At 73.6% G+C, this 16,318-nt stretch carries 14 protein-coding genes; 7 read left to right on the top strand and 7 right to left on the bottom strand.

Annotation, left to right across the window (positions count from 1 at the left end; translation table 11 throughout):
- Window positions 1-56 precede the first annotated feature (56 nt).
- The 4 genes from FHR37_RS00380 to FHR37_RS00365 all read right to left on the bottom strand — a co-directional run bounded on the left by FHR37_RS00380 (window position 57) and on the right by FHR37_RS00365 (window position 2,697).
- A complete protein-coding gene (locus tag FHR37_RS00380) occupies window positions 57-1,328 on the bottom strand; it encodes a serine hydrolase domain-containing protein (protein WP_092889355.1) in 1,272 nt (423 codons plus the stop codon).
- A gap of 112 nt (window positions 1,329-1,440) precedes the next feature.
- Window positions 1,441-1,884, bottom strand: coding sequence for a hypothetical protein (locus tag FHR37_RS00375; RefSeq protein WP_139239205.1), 444 nt, complete (start codon window positions 1,882-1,884; stop codon window positions 1,441-1,443).
- On the bottom strand, window positions 1,871-2,065 hold the full coding sequence (locus FHR37_RS00370; RefSeq protein ID WP_092889349.1) for a helix-turn-helix transcriptional regulator: 195 nt from the start codon (window positions 2,063-2,065) through the stop codon (window positions 1,871-1,873). The genes FHR37_RS00375 and FHR37_RS00370 overlap by 14 nt, the downstream gene beginning before the upstream one ends.
- Before the next feature lie 32 nt (window positions 2,066-2,097).
- Window positions 2,098-2,697 carry a hypothetical protein gene (locus FHR37_RS00365; RefSeq protein ID WP_092889346.1) on the bottom strand — a complete coding sequence of 200 codons (600 nt, stop codon included), beginning with the start codon at window positions 2,695-2,697 and terminating at the stop codon, window positions 2,098-2,100.
- Window positions 2,698-2,901: 204 nt separating this feature from the next.
- On the opposite strand from FHR37_RS00365, the gene FHR37_RS00360 reads away from it, so the two are divergent.
- Window positions 2,902-4,353, top strand: a complete 1,452-nt coding sequence (locus tag FHR37_RS00360) for an alpha,alpha-trehalose-phosphate synthase (UDP-forming) (RefSeq protein WP_092889343.1) — start codon at window positions 2,902-2,904, stop codon at window positions 4,351-4,353.
- Window positions 4,354-4,548: 195 nt separating this feature from the next.
- A complete protein-coding gene (locus FHR37_RS00355) occupies window positions 4,549-6,120 on the top strand; it encodes a P-loop NTPase (protein WP_175542812.1) in 1,572 nt (523 codons plus the stop codon).
- Between the two features lie 19 nt (window positions 6,121-6,139).
- Here the strand turns inward: FHR37_RS00355 and otsB are convergent, their stop codons facing one another.
- Complete coding sequence (gene otsB / locus FHR37_RS00350; RefSeq protein WP_237769099.1) at window positions 6,140-6,985, bottom strand: trehalose-phosphatase; 846 nt, start codon at window positions 6,983-6,985, stop codon at window positions 6,140-6,142.
- Entirely contained in the window at window positions 6,982-7,335 is a 354-nt protein-coding gene (locus FHR37_RS00345; protein ID WP_237769098.1) for a DUF3263 domain-containing protein, read from the bottom strand. Before FHR37_RS00345 ends, otsB begins: the two co-directional genes overlap by 4 nt.
- Window positions 7,336-7,606: 271 nt before the next feature.
- On the opposite strand from FHR37_RS00345, the gene FHR37_RS00340 reads away from it, so the two are divergent.
- On the top strand, window positions 7,607-9,238 hold the full coding sequence (locus FHR37_RS00340) for an amidase (RefSeq protein ID WP_175542811.1): 1,632 nt from the start codon (window positions 7,607-7,609) through the stop codon (window positions 9,236-9,238).
- Between the two features lie 15 nt (window positions 9,239-9,253).
- On the opposite strand, the gene FHR37_RS00335 is transcribed toward FHR37_RS00340, so the two are convergent.
- Window positions 9,254-9,679, bottom strand: coding sequence for a VOC family protein (locus FHR37_RS00335; protein WP_175542810.1), 426 nt, complete (start codon window positions 9,677-9,679; stop codon window positions 9,254-9,256).
- A 352-nt stretch (window positions 9,680-10,031) separates the two neighbouring features.
- On the opposite strand from FHR37_RS00335, the gene FHR37_RS00330 reads away from it, so the two are divergent.
- The 4 genes from FHR37_RS00330 to FHR37_RS00315 all read left to right on the top strand — a co-directional run bounded on the left by FHR37_RS00330 (window position 10,032) and on the right by FHR37_RS00315 (window position 16,305).
- Entirely contained in the window at window positions 10,032-11,063 is a 1,032-nt protein-coding gene (locus FHR37_RS00330; protein ID WP_092889337.1) for a Gfo/Idh/MocA family protein, read from the top strand.
- Window positions 11,064-11,442: 379 nt separating this feature from the next.
- Window positions 11,443-12,819, top strand: coding sequence for an alpha,alpha-trehalose-phosphate synthase (UDP-forming) (locus tag FHR37_RS00325; RefSeq protein ID WP_092889508.1), 1,377 nt, complete (start codon window positions 11,443-11,445; stop codon window positions 12,817-12,819).
- Window positions 12,816-14,273, top strand: coding sequence for an FGGY family carbohydrate kinase (locus FHR37_RS00320; protein WP_092889334.1), 1,458 nt, complete (start codon window positions 12,816-12,818; stop codon window positions 14,271-14,273). The genes FHR37_RS00325 and FHR37_RS00320 overlap by 4 nt, the downstream gene beginning before the upstream one ends.
- Before the next feature lie 160 nt (window positions 14,274-14,433).
- The gene (locus tag FHR37_RS00315; protein ID WP_175542809.1) at window positions 14,434-16,305 is read left to right on the top strand and encodes a SpoIIE family protein phosphatase; all 1,872 of its coding nucleotides are present in this window, start codon (window positions 14,434-14,436) and stop codon (window positions 16,303-16,305) included.
- Window positions 16,306-16,318 lie beyond the last annotated feature (13 nt).

Below are 16,318 nucleotides of genomic sequence, written 5' to 3'. Positions count from 1 at the left end.
ACGTCGGCTGGGTTCAGAATGCGAGACGAGGTGTCCGAATGGAGGACAACCCGGACTCATCGGACCGGCGCCGCCGCTGCCGCGACCGGCGTGGCCCGCCACGGCGGCGCCACCTCGGCCGGGCTCGGCGAGCCGTCGCACAGGGCGGCGGCGGCCGCCTGGGCCGGCAGCGGGTTCAGTTCACCCGCGTCGGTGAGCAGCCAGGTGTTGGCGCCTACGGCGGCCTGCCGGGAGCCGTCCGGCGTACTGAAGACTCCACTGCTGTAGCCGAACACCGCGCCGTCGTGGCCCCAGGCGACGCCGCCGGGCACGCAGGGCACCCGCACCGGGAACCCCAGGCCGTAGCCGAACTCACCGGTGTCCGTCATCTGCGCGAGCTGCGCCCTCGGCAGCAGCCGGCCGGTGAACAACGCGTGCAGGAACGTCGTCTCGTCGCGGGTGGTGGACACCACCGCGCCGGCCGTACGCACCCAGCTCATGCCGTACACCGTGAGGTCGACCGGCGGCTCACCCTCCCCTGCGGGCAGGTAGCCGTTCAGGTGCCTGCCCCGGACGAAGGGACTGGCCACCGGGAAGTAGGTGTCGTGCAGGCCGAGCGGACGGAAGATCCGCCGGGCCAGCTCCACCTGCGCCGGGTGGTGGGTGACGGCCTCGATCAGCATGCCGGCGATGACGTAGTTGGTGTTGGAGTACTCCCAGTGCGTGCCGGGCGCCTGGCGCGGCTCGGGGTTGGTGAGGGCGAGCCGGACCAGTTCCCGCGGGGTGAAGTACTCGAAGCGCACGGACTCCACGGTGCGCGGCGGCGTGAAGACCATCGTGTCGGTGTGCAGACCGCTGGTCTGCTGGAGCACGTGCCGCACCGTCATCCGCGGATCCAGGCCGAGGCCGGGCAGGTGACGCACCACCTTGTCGTCCAGGCTCAGGCGGCCCTCGGCCACCAGTTGCAGGACGACCACCGAGGTCATCGTCTTGGTGTTGCTGCCGATGCGGTAGCGGTCGTCGGGACGGGCGGCCCGGCCGGTGCGCAGGTTCGCGACGCCGCGGGCCACCCGGGTGAGGCGGTCGCCGTCGCGGCGGGCGACCACCACGCCGGGCACACCCGCGTCCCGCAGGTGGTCGGCGAGCTGCCGCAGCCGGTCCGCGGTTCCGGACGAGGTGGTTGAGGCGGTCTTGGTGGACGAGGTGGACGAGGTGGACGAGCTGGTCGAGGTGGTCGCGGCTTCGGCTGGCGCCGCCTGCGCGGGCGGCGGAGGAGCGGCCAGGAAGCCGAGCGTGGCCGTTCCGAGGACGAGTACGACGAGCCGTCTGGCCCAGAATCCGGGCAGCATGATGTGTCCCCTCGTGAGTGGGTGAGTACGTGAGTACGTGCGTACGGAGGTGGGGTGCGGGCCGGCCGCGCGGGTGCCGCCCGCCGGCGGGGCGTTCGGTGAGCCCGGCAGGTCACCCGCGCCGGTTGAGGACGAGCAGGCAGCCGACGTACGTCACACCGATCAGCCCGGCGATGTAGACCCAGGGTGTTCCCGGGCCGCCCCGGGCGAAGTCGACGATGGCGGCGACCACGACGACCGCGGCGACGAGGTTCAGCGTGATCAGCGCGGACCGCCGGTGGAGCTCGACGTTGCGTTCCTCGTGGAGGTCGTCGCCGAGCAGCGCCACCGTGTCGCTGAACCGCGAGCCCACCACCAGCACGACGGCCAGGCCGACCATGATCAGCACCGCGATCGCACCGGCGAGGTACTCCTCCTGGACGAAGCCCACGACGCCCATCACGACGCCGCCGAGAACACAGACCGCCACCATCGGCATCGAGACGCGACGGCCCGCGCGAGCGCGGCCGCCCGGCCGGTCGACCGAGTGCTCCGAACCGCTCTCAGGTGTCGACATGGAAGACCTCCTCCACGGGCCGCCCGAAGTAACGGGCGAGCTGGATGGCCAGCGCGAGCGAGGGGCTATACCGCCCGGTCTCGATCGCGTTGACCGTCTGCCGGGAGACGCCGAGCACCCCGCCGAGTTCGGCCTGGGACAGCCCGTTCCCGACTCGGAGCTCCCGTACGTCGTTTCGCACGGTGTCAAGGGTGCTTTACATGCACGGCGGTGTCAAGCGTGCTTTACATCGATGCCTGGTACGAGCCGCAGGTAGGCCGGCGCGGCGTCGGGCACCAGTACCCGCAGGGCGAGGTCGCGGACCGAGGCCTTCGGCACGAGGAACGCGGTCACGACGTTCTGCGTCTTCCCGGCGGGAATCGGGTGCCGCAGGAACCGGCCGGTGTGCCGGAAGCAGCCGATCGCCGCGTCCTCGACCTGCCGCCGGATGTCGGTGAACAGCACGCCCGCGGGATACCAGGCGTGACCCCCGCGGTCGGCGACGGAGAGCCGGCACCCCTGGATCCGGCCGCCCGCGGCGCTGTCTCGCGGGGTGACCGTCAGCGCGACGTACACGGCCGTCCAACCGGTCCGCACCCGCAGGGCATGCCGCGGCGCGCTCGGGACGAACGTCACCAGCCGCCAGGCGGCACCCGCGTACTCCCCGGTCCGGCCGAAGGCGACCGTCTGCCCCTGCCGCATCACCGGCGTACCGGGATGGCCGGCCGCGACGGCGTCCGTCACCGCCGCGAGCGGCAGCAGGAGGGCGAACGCCAGCAGCCACCGCAGGCGTACGACCGGCTGTTTGCGTACGACCGAAAGGCCACGGCCCACCACACTTCTGTGCACACTTCTGGGCATGCTCTTCGGCCCACTTCGCGATGCCACGCTGCAGATGTGCCCGGGTGTGGCACCGCCGACCCGCCTTCGCACAGCTTTGTAACCAGGTTCGCCACCAGGTTCGCGACCTGTCGGTCAGCACTCCCGAGTGGCCTGAACGGCGGATCGGCCCGAGCCCAGGGCCTAGGCTCAGACGCCATGGCGAGCGAACCGAACAAGAGCGTCCTGCTCGCCTCCAACCGGGGCCCGGTCTCGTTCCGCCAGGACGACGCCGGCCGGCTCCACTGCGTCGGAGGCTCCGGCGGACTGTCCTCGGCGCTCGCGGCGATCCCCCCGCAGGAGGACGCGCTCTGGGTCGCGGCCGCACTGTCCGACGCCGACCGGCTGGCGGCCAGGTCGGCGCCGTCGGGCAGGCTGGACGCCGCGGGCTACGACACCGGGACGCTTCCGGTCCGGCTGCTCGACATCGAACCGCTCACCTTCACCCGTGCGTACAACGGCATCGCCAACTCCACGCTGTGGTTTCTGCACCACCTGCTGTTCGACACCGCCAACACGCCCGTCTTCGACCGGAGGTTCCGCCGGGAGTGGGCGTCCTACGTGGACTACAACACGGCGTTCGCGCAGGCGCTCGCCGAGGAGGCCGCACCTGGCGGGCGGGTGCTGATCCAGGACTACCACCTCACCCTGGCACCGCAACTGCTGCGCGCCCGCCGGCCCGACCTCGCCATCGGGCACTTCTCGCACACCCCGTGGGCGCCGCCGGACTACTTCCGGCTGCTGCCCGACGACGTGGCCGTCGCCCTGCTGGAGGGACTGCTCGCCGCCGACAACGCCGGGTTCCTCACCGAGCGGTGGGCGGCCGCGTTCCTGGCGTGCTGTGAGTCCGTCCTCGGCGCGCGGGTCGACCGGGCGCACAACACCGTGGAGTACGCCGGCCGGCGCACCGTCGTGGGCGTGCACCCCCTCGGCGTGGACGCCGGCGCCATGCGCGCCCGGGCCAACGCACCCGACGTGTGGGCCCGGATGGCGGGGCTGCGCGCCCAGGTCGGTGACCGGCTCCTGCTGGTACGGGTCGACCGGGCCGAGCTGAGCAAGAACATCGTCCGGGGGTTGCTGGCGTACCGCGAACTGCTGCGCCGCCGGCCGGAATGGCAGGGCCGGGTCGTGCACGCGGCGCTGGCCTACCCGAGCCGGCACGACATTCCGGAGTACCGCGAGTACTCCGCCTCGGTGCAGCGGATCGCCAAGGAGATCGTGGACGAGTTCGGCAGCCCGGACTGGGACCCGCTGCTGCTGAGCGTCGACGACGACTACGCGCGCTCGCTCGCGGCGTACCGGATGGGCCACGTCGCGGTCGTGAACCCGATCCGGGACGGCATGAACCTCGTCGCCAAGGAGATCCCGATCGTCTCCGACAACGGCTGCGCGCTGGTGCTGTCGCGGGAGGCCGGCGCCGCCGTCGAACTCGGCGACGCGGCGTTCCTGATCAACCCGTTCGACATCGAGGAGACCGCCGAAGCCATGCACGCCGCGCTGTCGCTGAGCGGTGCGGAACGCCGCGCGCGGTCGGCTGCGCTGGCGGAGGCGGCGGGCAGGTGCCCGCCGCGCGGCTGGCTGGCCGAGCAGCTCGACGCCCTGAGGGCCTGAGGCCTGAGGTCTGAGGCCGTACGCCGGAACGACCCGAAATCCGCTGGTTCGGAATCCGGCGATTGTCCGGCATGCCCGCTGGAGAGCATTCACTACCGAATGCGCGATTTCCGACAGCCGCTGCGCAAGCCGGGGTTGACGGGCGTTCCCGACGCCCGGAATCCCGGCCGCCGCGTACCTGGAAAGGCGACCGACGTGAGCAGCTCTCTCAACCGTCGCGGCGCGGTGCGCGCCGCCGGGTGGCCGGCGGGCATCCTCGTCCTGACCACCGGCATCGGCCTGGCCGCCGCGTTCGCCCTCACCATCTGGGTGACACCGACCTACGAGGCGCGGTCGTCGATGACGGTGGCGGCGTACTCGCCGGCACCGGCGAACACCGGCCGGCCCGCACCTGCCGACGGCACCGGCATCCCGGCCGCCGGCGGGTACGACCCGGTCCTGTCGCAGGGCGCGGTGGCCACCGTCGCCCGGCTGGCCGAGTCGGCACGAGTCGCCCACCTCACCGCCGCCCAGACGGGGATCCCCGCCGGCGCGGTGTCGGGTCACCTGCACGCGAGCTACCAGCCCGGGGTCCAGGTCGTCACCCTCACCGGCGACGCGAGGACCTCCCGGCGGGCCGCGGCGATCGTGAACACCGCGGCGACCGTGCTCCGCGCACAGGTCGCTTCCGCGGGAACGTTCGGGAGCGGGACGACCTTGACGGTGAGTCCCTGGGACCGCGCGGCGACCTCCACCACCGCGACACCCACCAACCTGCCCCGGAACCTGTTGCTGGGCGGGGTCGCCGGACTCCTCGCCGGCCTGGTGATCGTGGTCGTACGCCGGCGCACCGACAGCACTTTGCGGTCCACCGACCAGATCGAGCGCGAACTCCAGGTCGGCATCCTGGGCACCCTTCCGCGGGTACCGGACCGGCATCAGCGCAAGGGTGCGCTCGGCGCGTGGCGCCGCCTGCGGGTCGCCCGGCCGGTACGGTCCGCGGTCGCCGCGCTGGCTCCGCTCACCGACATCCCGGACCGTCGGCTGCTGGTCACCAGCGCCTACCAGGACGACGGCAAGGCATTCGTCAGCGCGTTGATCTCGCTCGCGCTCGCCGAGCAGTACTACCGCGTGACCCTGGTGGAGACGGACCTGCACCGTCCCGGCGTCGGTCCGCACTTCCCGGGCGGCGGGGAGTACACCGTCCAGCAGCTGATGTCGAAGCCGGAGCAGCTGAAGTCCGCGCAGGGTCCGCTGCGGGTGGTGTCCGCCGACGAGTGCGATCCCGAGCTCAGCCGCGCCCTGCTGCGCAGCGTCGCCTTCCGGGACTTCCTGACCTCGACTCGCGAGCACAGCGACGTGCTCGTCCTCGACGGCCCGCCCGTACTGGTCGGCGCCGGGCTGTCCGCACTGGCCGCGGAGTGTGACGCCGCGGTGGTCGTCGTACGTGCCTGCTCCACCGGCGTGGCCGAGGCACGGCGGGCGATTCAGGTTCTGGACCGGCTGCAGCTGCCGATCGCGGGCATCATCGTCGTCGACGCCCGCGACGAGGGCGGCCGGACGCGGTATCGGTCCGGCTCCGCACCGACGTACGCACCGGCGCCCGCACCACTCCCGGACGCCTCGCCCGCACTGTCGCCCGCACTGTCGCCACCCGCAGGCACCGCTGTGGACACCGACGAGGAGAGGTACGCCAGCACCGGCGACGAGGCCGACCGGTTGACCCGCAGCGGCGGGGCACCGGACCAACCGGCGCAACAGGACACCGAACCCGCAACCTCGCGTTGACACACCCCGGCAACCGGAGTCAGGCGTCCAAGGTGTCGGCGAGGGCGTCGAGGAACGCCGCCACTCCCGGCGGGCCGTCGAGCACCAGGTCGGCCCGGTCGGCGAGGGCGGTGACCTCGGTCGATCCCGAGCAGACCTTCAGTCCGGCGATGCCCTGCGTGCGCAGCTCCTCGACCGTGTCGTAGGCCGGCAGGTCGCCGAGGTCGTCGCCGGTGTAGGCGAGGGCGCGCGGGCCCACATCCTCGGCCAGCCTGCGCAGCGCCGCGCCCTTGTCCATGCCGCCGGGCTTGAGCTCCAGCACCATCCGGCCGGGCTGGGCCTCCAGGTCGTGGGCGCGGGCCAGCTCGGTGAGCCGGTCGGTGAGGAGCTCGGTCGCGGCGGCCGGGTCGGCGGTCTGGCGTACGTGCACCGCGACCGCCCGGCCCTTGTCCTCCACGCGGGTGCCGTCGGGCGCACCCCAGCGGCGCAGCAGGTCCGGCAGCGCGCGGCGGACCTCCTCGACGCCGGGGGCCACCGGCGGTGCGGTGACCTCACCGGTGCGGGCGTCCCAGCGTTCCTCGCCGTAGTGGCCGACCACGAGCAGGCCGGCCAGCTCGGAGACGCCGGCGAACTCACCCAGCCGGACCACGAGCTCGGCAGGCCGTCCGGTGACGATCGCGAGCGCACGGAAGCTGGGGGCCAGCCGCCGGAACGCGGGCAGCACTCCGGGGTGGGCGAAGGCGCGTTCGGGGTCGTCGACGATCGGTGACAGCACTCCGTCGAAGTCGAAGGCGAGCATCGACTGCCCGGGATCTTCGACGATCGCGCGTAACGCGGCCTCGCCCTCGGGCGTGGTGGGCGTCGGCAGTGTGTCCGGGGAGGTCACCCGTCGGTGCCGAGGCGGCGCGCGGCGCGAGCCCGCTGGCGGCTGGAACGTAGCCGGCGGAGCCGCTTGACGAGCAACGGGTCGAACGCGAGCGCGTCCGGACGGTCGATCAGAGCGTTGAGCACCTGGTAGTAGCGGGTGGCGGACATCCCGAACTGGTCGCGGATGGCCTGCTCCTTGGCGCCGGCGTACTTCCACCACTGGCGCTCGAAGGAGATGATCTGCTGGTCGCGCTCGCCCAGTCCGGAGGTGCGCGAGTCGACCTCGGCCGACTCGGCGGATGAGTCGATGGTCGGGTCGTCGGAAACGCCGGCAGTGATCTTCGGGGCCGGCTCCATTGCAGCGTCCATACCCAGGCATCCCTCCTCGGCGATCAACGACGACTGACATCGTACGGCCGAAGCACATCGATGTCATTCAGCGCCGCCGCGCGATCGTGGCGTGTTCTTCGTGGGATCTGTCGTACCGCACACCACCGACAAGTCCCCCGAACGGGACCAACCGCGGCCACCTCCCCGCCCCCGGCCACCCCGGCCACCCCGTCCAGCCCTGTCCAGCCCTGTCCAGCCCTGTCCAGCCCGGTCGCCAGCGAGATCGCGACCGGCAGGGCACCATTGCCGGGTGCCCGCCGCCGCTCCGTCATCCGGCTCCGCCGCAGCCTCGTCCGACCCTGCCCCCATCCGGGACCCGTCGCCCTCGACCGCCGACGCGGCCGACCTGGACGCCGCCGGCCTCCGCGACCGGTACGCCGCCGGCGCGACCTCCGCGACTGAGCACGTCGCCGCGCTGCTGCGCCGGATCGAGGAGATCGACCGGTCCGGTCCCACGGTGCGGTCGGTGCTGGCCGTCGACCCGCACGCGGCCGACCGTGCGGCCGAACGCGACGCCGAGCGCGCCCGCGGCCAGGTCCGGGGCCCGCTGCACGGCGTTCCGGTGCTGGTCAAGGACAACATCGATACCGCGTACGCCGGCGACACGGGTGACACCGCGGGCAGGGACGGCGGCCTGCCGACCACCGCCGGGTCGCTGGCGCTCGCGGGCGTACCGACCCCTGCGGACGCTCCCCTGGTCACCGCCCTGCGCGCGGCCGGGGCGGTCGTCCTCGGCAAGGCCAACCTGTCGGAGTGGGCCAACTTCCGGTCCGGCTCCTCGACGTCGGGCTGGAGTGCCGTCGGCGGCCTGTGCGTCAACCCGCACGCCCTGGACCGCTCGGCCGGCGGGTCGTCGTCGGGTTCGGCGGCGGCGGTGGCGGCCGGGCTCGCGCCGCTCGCGGTCGGCACCGAGACCGACGGTTCCATCGTGTGCCCGGCGGCGCTGTGCGGGGTGGTGGGCATCAAGCCGACGGTCGGGCTGGTCTCGCGGACCGGTGTCGTGCCGATCTCGCACAGCCAGGACACTCCCGGGCCGATCGCCACCACGGTCGCCGACGCCGCGCTGCTGCTCGGGGTGCTGGCGGGCGCCGATCCCGACGACGCCGCCACCATGCGGTCCGGCCGGGTGGCGTACTCCGACTACACGCGCTTCTGCCGGCCGGACGGGCTGGCCGGCGCCCGGATCGGCCTGCCCCGCGCCGGCCTGTGGGGATACAGCGCGGCGGCGGACGCGCTGGCCGAGGAGGCGGTCCGGCTGCTGGCCGCCCGGGGCGCCACCGTCGTCGACCACGCCGACCTGCCCAGCATCGACGAGATCCGCGAGAGCGACGCGGAGCTCACGGTGCTGAGTACGGAGTTCAGGGCCGACCTGGAGAGCTACCTCGCCGCCCGCCGGCCGGAAGGCCCGCGCACGCTCGCGGAGCTGGTGGCGTTCAACGACGACCACGCCGACCGCGAGCTGACGTACTTCGGTCAGGATCGCTTCGAGAGCGCCCTGGCCACCCGCGGAATCTGCGACCCGGTCTACGTCGAGGCGCTGCGCACCTGCCGCCGGCTCGGGCGTACGCACGGCATCGACGCCGCGCTCGGCGCCGGCCGGCTGGACGCGCTGGTGATGCCGACCTATCCCCCGGCGTGGAAGATCGACCTGGTCAACGGCGACCAGCTTCCCGGCGCGTGCTCGACCCCGGCGGCGATCGCTGGCTACCCGGTGGTCACGGTGCCGTGCGGCGCCGTGGACGGACTGCCCGTCGGACTGGCGTTCGTGGGTACGGCATGGAGCGAGCCGACGCTGATCCGGCTGGCGTACGCGTTCGAGCAGGCGCAGAACGCGCTCGGCCCGCGGGCGCGACCGGCGTACCGGCCGGCCGGGATCGGCTGACCGCGCCAGCGGGACTCAGCAGGCGCACAGGCAGAACGGGTGCCCCACCGGGTCGAGGAACACCCGGAACGTCGTGCCCGGCTGGTACTCCGTCTTGCGCGCGCCCAGGGCGAGCACCCGCTTCTCGGCCGCGTCCAGGTCGGGGACCTCGACGTCGACGTGGGCCTGCTGCGGGCGGTCTCCGCCGGGCCAGGTCGGCGGCGCCCAGTCCTGCGCCTGCTGGAAGCTGAGCCGCCGGCCGCCGTCGAGGTGCAGGTCCACCCAGTCGGCCTCGTCGTCGTCGATCGCCAGCTTGCCGCCGAGCACCGCGGCGTAGAACTCGCCGAGCGCCCTGGGGTCGGGGCAGTCGAACGCGACCGTGCCGAGCGCGCCGACGGGGCCGGAGCCGGGGTTCGCCGGTCCGGCGTTCGTGGAACCGGTGGAGCCGGTGGTGCCGGTCATGAGGGCCTCCTGTGGGACGGGGATTCACCTGTCGGTGGTGGCGTACGCCCAGGTCGCGCCCGGCCAGCACGTCACCTGCAATCGGATTATGGCGGTCACCATCGAGGGGCGCAACCGGTATCAGCGTTTTACCGGTGTCGCGAACGACCGGCGTCCCCGCCGTGAACACCAGTGGTCCACCAGGCACGACCCGGCCGGTACCGGACGGCCGCCGGTACCCGCGCCAGCCGTCGACACGTACCTCCCACGCCCGACCAGTAGCGTCGGAGTCCTGCCACGCCTCGCCCCCGCGCCCAGAGCCGGCCGGGGACGACCGCGAGGCAGCCGGAGGCAGCCGACAGGAAAGGGAGCCATGCAAGCCCGACTTCGCTGGGGCATCGTCGCCACCGGGAACATCGCCGGCGTCTTCGCCCGCGAACTGGCCCTGCTGCCCGGCCACGAGGTGGTGGCGGTCGGCTCCCGCAACCTCGACCGCGCGAAGGCGTTCGCGCAGGAGTGGGACATCCGCCGGGCGTACGGCTCCTACACCGAGGTGGCCGAGGACCCGGAGGTGGACGTCGTCTACGTCGCCACCCCGCACTCCGACCACCTGGGCACCACCCGGCACGCGCTGGAGAGCGGCAAGGCCGTCCTGTGCGAGAAGGCCCTGACCGTCAACGCGGCCGAGGCGCGTGAGCTCGTCGACCTGGCCCGCGGGCACGGGCAGTTCCTGATGGAAGCCATGTGGATGCGGTGCAACCCGCTGCACCTGCGGCTTCGCGAGCTCCTCGACGCCGGCACGCTGGGCGAGCCCCGGTCGGTGCACGCCACCCTCGGGTTCCTCGCCGACTACGACCCGGACGACCGGCTGTTCGCACCCCACCTGGCCGGCGGCTCCCTGCTGGACGTCGGCATCTACCCGGTGAGCTTCGCCCACCACCTGCTCGGCGCCCCCGACACGGTGCGGGCCACCGGGACGCTCGCCCCCACCGGGGTGGACGCGAGCGCCGGCCTTCTCCTCGGGTACGCCGGCGGCGCGGTCGCCACGCTCACCGGTTCGCTGGCCGGGCCGCTCCCGAACACCGCGTACGTCAGCGGCACCGAGGGCTGGGTGGAGATCCCGGCCGACTTCCAGGCCGCCGACCGGCTGGTCGTCCACCACCCGGACAAGGAGCCCGAGGACGTCACCGTCGACCTGCTCGGCGTCGGCTACACCTACGAGGCCGAGGAGGTGGCCCGGTGCCTGCGCGCCGGGCTGCTGGAGAGTCCGCTGGTGCCCTGGGCGGACAGCATCGCGGTGATGGAGGTGCTCGACGCGGCCCGCGCCCAGGTCGGCGTCCGGTACCCCAACGACGCCAACGGCCCCGACGGCCCCGACGGCCCTGGCGGCGGCGACTCCGTGTAACTCGCTGGTTTCCGGCGGTCGGAAGCGGGTGGATCGTCCCGGATGGTACGGCCACCCACCGTCGCGCCCGTAGGGTCGAAGAGAGAAGTTCGCATCACCGATCGAGGGAGTTGCCCCGGTGCCCACTGAGTCACCCGCCGAGTCGTCCACGTCCGACCCCACCGACCAGGCGGCCACCGTCGCGACCGAATCCGCCGCCGACGCGGCGAGCGAGGCCGCGACCGGCGAAGCCGGCGACAGCGCCACCAACGGTGCCGGGGACGGCGCGCCGGCCCGGACGTCGAAGTCCAACCGGACCTCGAAGGGCGGCTCCCGCACCTCCACCCGGGCGGCGGGCTCGAAGGGCGGCTCCGGCAGGTCGGGCCGGTCGGCGTTCGTCGTGGTCGCCAACCGGCTGCCAGTGGACCGCGTGGACACCCCCGACGGCAGTACGCAGTGGCGGCGCAGCCCCGGCGGCCTTGTGACCGCGCTCGACCCGGTGATGAAGGCGAACAAGGGCGCCTGGATCGGCTGGGCCGGGTCCACCGACGAGGCACCCGAGCCGTTCGACGAGGCCGGCATGCACCTCGTGCCCGTTCCGCTGTCGGCCAAGGAGGTGGAGGAGTACTACGAGGGCTTCTCCAACGCCACCCTGTGGCCGCTCTACCACGACGTGATCGCACCGCCGGTCTACCGCCGCGAGTGGTGGGAGGCGTACGTCAAGGTCAACCGGAGGTTCGCCGAGGCGGCGGCGGAGACCGCGGACGACGGCGCCCTGGTGTGGGTGCACGACTACCAGCTCCAGCTCGTGCCCGAGATGCTCCGCGCCCTGCGCCCGGACCTGCGGATCGGCTACTTCCTGCACATCCCGCTGCCCCCGGTGGAGCTGTTCGCCCGGCTGCCGTGGCGCCAGCAGATCCTGCGCGGCCTGCTCGGCGCGGACCTGGTCGGCTTCCAGCGTCCCGGCGCCGCGTCCAACTTCCTGCGCCTCACCAGGCGGCTGCTCGGCTACCAGACCCAGCGCGACCAGACGTTCCTGCCCGACGGCCGGGTCGTGCGCGCCCGCTCGTTCCCGATCTCCATCGACGTGGCCCAGCTTGAGGAGATCGCCCGGCGCCCGGAGACGCAGCGGCGCGCGGAGGAGATCCGGGAGGAGATCGGCTCGCCGGCGAAGGTGCTCCTCGGCATCGACCGGCTCGACTACACCAAGGGCATCGGTGAACGCATCCACGCGTTCGCCGAGCTGCTCACCGACGGCGACGTGACACCGGACGAGGCGACGTTCATCCAGGTCGCGACACCCAGCCGGGAACGCGTCGAGCAGTACAAACTGCTGCGCGACGAGGTCGAGCTCGCCGTCGGCCGGGTCAACGGCACGCACGGCCGGATCGGCCGGCCCGCGGTGACCTACCTGCACTCCAACCACGACCGCGAGGAGCTGGCCGCGCTCTACCGCGCCGCCGACGTGATGGTGGTGACGCCGCTGCGCGACGGCATGAACCTCGTGGCGAAGGAGTACATCGCCTGCCGGTACGACAACACCGGTGCCCTTCTGTTGAGCGAGTTCGCCGGCGCGGCCGACGAGTTCCGGCAGGCCTTCCTCGTCAACCCCTACGACGTGGACGGGCTGAAGACCACCCTGGTCGACGCGCTCCGGTTGGATCCGCGCAACGCCACCCGCCGGATGCGCTCGATGCGCCGGCACCTGGTGGAGCACGACGTGGACCGGTGGGCCAGCTCGTTCCTGAGCGCACTGACGGGAGAGCTCCGGACATGACCGCACGGCGGCTTCTCGCGCTCGACCTGGGGTCGTCGTCGGTGCGGGCCGTCGTCTGCGACGAACGCGCCGAACCGCTGCCCGGCCTGCTGGCCCGGCGTTCGGTCACCGCGCGCCAGGACGAGGACGGTCGCGGCGAGCTGGACCCGGACGGCTACCTCGCCGACCTGGTGAGCTGCCTGGACGAGCTACACACGGCCGGTGCGCTGGACGGCGTGGAGCTGGTGGCCACCTCCTCGCAGTGGCACTCGGTGCTCGCGGTGGGCCCGGACGGTACGCCCGTGTCGGCGGTGCTCAGCTGGCTCGACACCCGCGCGCGGCCCCGGCCGGACCGGCTGCCGGCCGACCCCGAGGCGTTCCACGCCCGCACCGGCGCCTGGGTGCACCCGCTCTACTGGACCACGAAGGTGCCGTTCCTCCGCGAGCGGCTGCACGACCGGTTCGGAGGCCGGCCGCTGCGGTTCCTCGGCCTGCCCGACTACCTGCGCGGCGTACTCCTCGGCACCGACGCGACCTCGGTGTCGATGGCCTCCGGCACCGGTCTGCTGGACGTGCTGGCCATGACCTGGGACCCCGAGGCGCTGGCGCTGGCGGAGGTGACCCCGGCCGAACTGCCGGTCGTCGACGACACCCCGGCCCGGCTGACGACCGCGTGGCAGGACCGCTGGCCGGCGCTCGCCGGCGCGAGGTGGGCGCCGGCGCTCGGCGACGGCGCCGCGTCCAACCTGGGCAGCGGGTGCACCGACGCCGGCACGGTCGGCGTCACCGTCGGCACCTCGGCCGCGCTGCGCGTGGTACACGGCCCCGACGTCCCGCCGCCACCGGCCACCGTGTGGCGCTACCGCGTGGACGCCGACCGGCTGGTGAGCGGCATCGCGTTCTCCGGCGGCGGGGTGCTGCGCGCCTGGGTGGTCCGGCTGCTGCGTCTCGGCGCGGACGCCGAACCCACGCTCGCGCCCGGCACCAGCGGCCTGGTCTGCCTGCCGATGCACGCCGGCAGCCGGCCACCCGGCACGATCCCGCCGGGGTCCGGCGTCGTCGCCGGGCTGTCCCTGGAGACCTCCCCGGAGGAACTCCTCGCGGGGACGCTGGAGGGTGTCGCGCTGGAGTCGGCCCGCGCCCTGGACACCCTGGAGGGGTCGTTCGGCGCCGAGCTCGACGTCGTCCTCGGCGGTGGCGCCGTACACGCCTCGCCGTGGTGGAGCCGGGTGTTCGCGGCCACCTTCGACCGGCCCCTGCGACTCGCCGAGGACCCCGAGGTCGGCGCCCGGGGCGCGGCGGCGCTGGCGCTGGGGATCGACCTGCCGCCGCCGAAGGAGCAGCTCGTGCCCGACCCGGAGGACGTCGTACGCATGGCCGCCGCCCGGGTCCGCTACGACCGGCTGCGGAACGCGCTGGCCGGCGAGCTCGTCCGACATCGCGACGGCCCGGCTCCGGCGCCCGACCCGACCTGACCGACCCGACCCGACCCGACCGACCCGACCGACCCGACCCCCCTCGCCAGATCCCCGGGTACCGGCTTCCCGGCCGGGCTGACCTTGCGTGATCCGGCATCAACCCTACGTACCGCGCCGTGAACCGGCATGATGCTCCGCAATGGAAGGTGCACCCGGCGTGACCAGACCGCTCGAACGGGAGCTGATCGACGCCGTCCTCGAACTCAGCGCGAACGCGATCGTCCTGGTCGACGAGCGCGGCCGGATCGCGCTCTGGAACGCCGCCGCCGAATCCGTCCTCGGCTGGCCGGCGGAGGAGGCGCTGGGCCAGGAGGTGCTGACCGCGATGGTCGCGCCGACCTCCCACTCCACCGCCCGGGACCTGCTGGCCAAGCTCGCGGTGAACGGCACCTGGGAGGGCGCCGTACCCCTGCGGCATCGCGACGGGCACGCGGTGGTCTGCGCGGTCCGGGCACGCGCCCTGGCCGGTGACGGCGGGAACAGCGGCGCCGGCAACGGGAACAGCGGCGGCGGCAACGACAGTGCGCACGGCGCGGTCGGAGAGGTGCTCGCGGTCTTCGCCGAGCTCGGCCGGTCCGGTCCGGACGGACCGAACGGACCGGACGGCCCAGACCCGGCGGGTACGGTCCGCGGCGACGACCGGGCCGCGTTGCTGCGCGCCGAACGAGCCGCCCTGCTCCGCGCCGAGCGGACCGCGCGGGCCGAGCTCGAACACGTCCGCGACCGGCTCGCCTACGTCGTGCATGCCAGCAGCCGGCTCGCATCCTCCCTCGACGTGGGCATGACGATGGAGACGGTCGGCGACCTGGTCGTCCCGCGCTTCGGGACGCTGTGCATCATCGACCTGTGGGACGGCCGCCGCCTCGATCGCGTCTACGTCCGCGCGTCCGAGCCCGCCCGGCAGGCGCTGGTCGAGCGGATCCGCGGGCTCGGCGGGTCCCAGCGCGACGGCCACCCGGCGATGCGCGCGGTGTTCACCGGGCGCCCGGCGGTGCTCTCCACCGCCGACCCGGACGCCCTGGCCCAGATGTACGCCGACCCGGGAGCGCACGCGGTGGTGCAGGAGGCGACCCGGGGATCCGGTTTCGTCGCGGTGCCACTGGTCACCCGGGGCCGGGTGATCGGCGTCCTCACCCTGCTCGGCCCGGGTCACGCCTACGGCCGCGACCTCGCGCCCGGTGAGGACCTCGCCGTGCTCGAACAGGTCGCCACCCGGGCGGCGCAGAGCATCGAGAACGCCCGGCTGTTCGACGCCGAACGCCGGCTGGCCCGCAACCTCGCCGACAGCGAACGCCGGCAGCGGCGTACCGCCCTCACCCTGCAGCGCAGTCTGCTGCCGGCATGGATCAACCCGCCCCGGGAACTCGAGGTGGCCACCCGCTACTTCCCGGGTGCGGAGGAGGCCGAGGTCGGCGGCGACTGGTACGACGTCATTCCGCTCGGGCCCGCCCGTACCGCGCTGGTCATCGGCGACGTGATGGGCCGCGGGCTGCGGGCGGCGACGTTCATGGGGCAGGTACGCACGGCGGTGCGCGCCTACGCCCGCCAGGACCTGCGGCCCAAGGAGATCCTCGCCCTGCTCGACGGCGTGGTCGCCGACCTGGGCGACACCGAGATCGTCACCTGCGCGTACGCCGTGTTCGACGCCGCGCGCGGGACGCTGACGTACGCCTCGGCCGGGCACCTCCCGCTGCTCACCGTCGACGGGAACGGCAAGGCGCGCCGGCTGGACCACGAGGCCGGGCTGCCTCTGGGCGTGGGCGCCTCGTCGGCGGCGCCGGCGCGGACCGCGCCCGAGCACGTCGTCGCGCTGCCCGTGGAGACGACGGTCGCGTTCTACACCGACGGGCTGGTGGAGAACCGCCGGCGCGACGTCGACGCCGGCATCGACGCGCTGGTGGACGCGCTGGCCAGAGCCTCGGGCAGCCTGGAGGGCCTGTGCGACCAGGTGATCGACGCGTTGCGGCCGCCGGGCGGGTACGACGACGACGTGGCCCTGCTGCTGGCCCGGTCGCTGCCCCGCGGCTGACCAGGGTCTGTCC

The sequence above is a fragment of the Actinopolymorpha cephalotaxi genome, assembly GCF_013408535.1.
Taxonomy (GTDB): Bacteria; Actinomycetota; Actinomycetes; order Propionibacteriales; family Actinopolymorphaceae; genus Actinopolymorpha; species Actinopolymorpha cephalotaxi.
Note: the sequence above shows the minus strand (reverse complement) of the source record. Positions and strands in the feature narration are given on the sequence as shown.

What these genes read in the sequence shown, in the direction of transcription:
- FHR37_RS00380 (WP_092889355.1), bottom strand. Translation starts at nt 1,328, where the DNA reads ATGCTGCCCGGATTCTGGGCCAGACGGCTCGTCGTACTCGTCCTCGGA.
- FHR37_RS00375 (WP_139239205.1), bottom strand. Translation starts at nt 1,884, where the DNA reads ATGTCGACACCTGAGAGCGGTTCGGAGCACTCGGTCGACCGGCCGGGC.
- FHR37_RS00360 (WP_092889343.1), top strand. Translation starts at nt 2,902, where the DNA reads ATGGCGAGCGAACCGAACAAGAGCGTCCTGCTCGCCTCCAACCGGGGC.
- FHR37_RS00345 (WP_237769098.1), bottom strand. Translation starts at nt 7,335, where the DNA reads ATGGACGCTGCAATGGAGCCGGCCCCGAAGATCACTGCCGGCGTTTCC.
- FHR37_RS00335 (WP_175542810.1), bottom strand. Translation starts at nt 9,679, where the DNA reads ATGACCGGCACCACCGGCTCCACCGGTTCCACGAACGCCGGACCGGCG.
- FHR37_RS00330 (WP_092889337.1), top strand. Translation starts at nt 10,032, where the DNA reads ATGCAAGCCCGACTTCGCTGGGGCATCGTCGCCACCGGGAACATCGCC.
- FHR37_RS00320 (WP_092889334.1), top strand. Translation starts at nt 12,816, where the DNA reads ATGACCGCACGGCGGCTTCTCGCGCTCGACCTGGGGTCGTCGTCGGTG.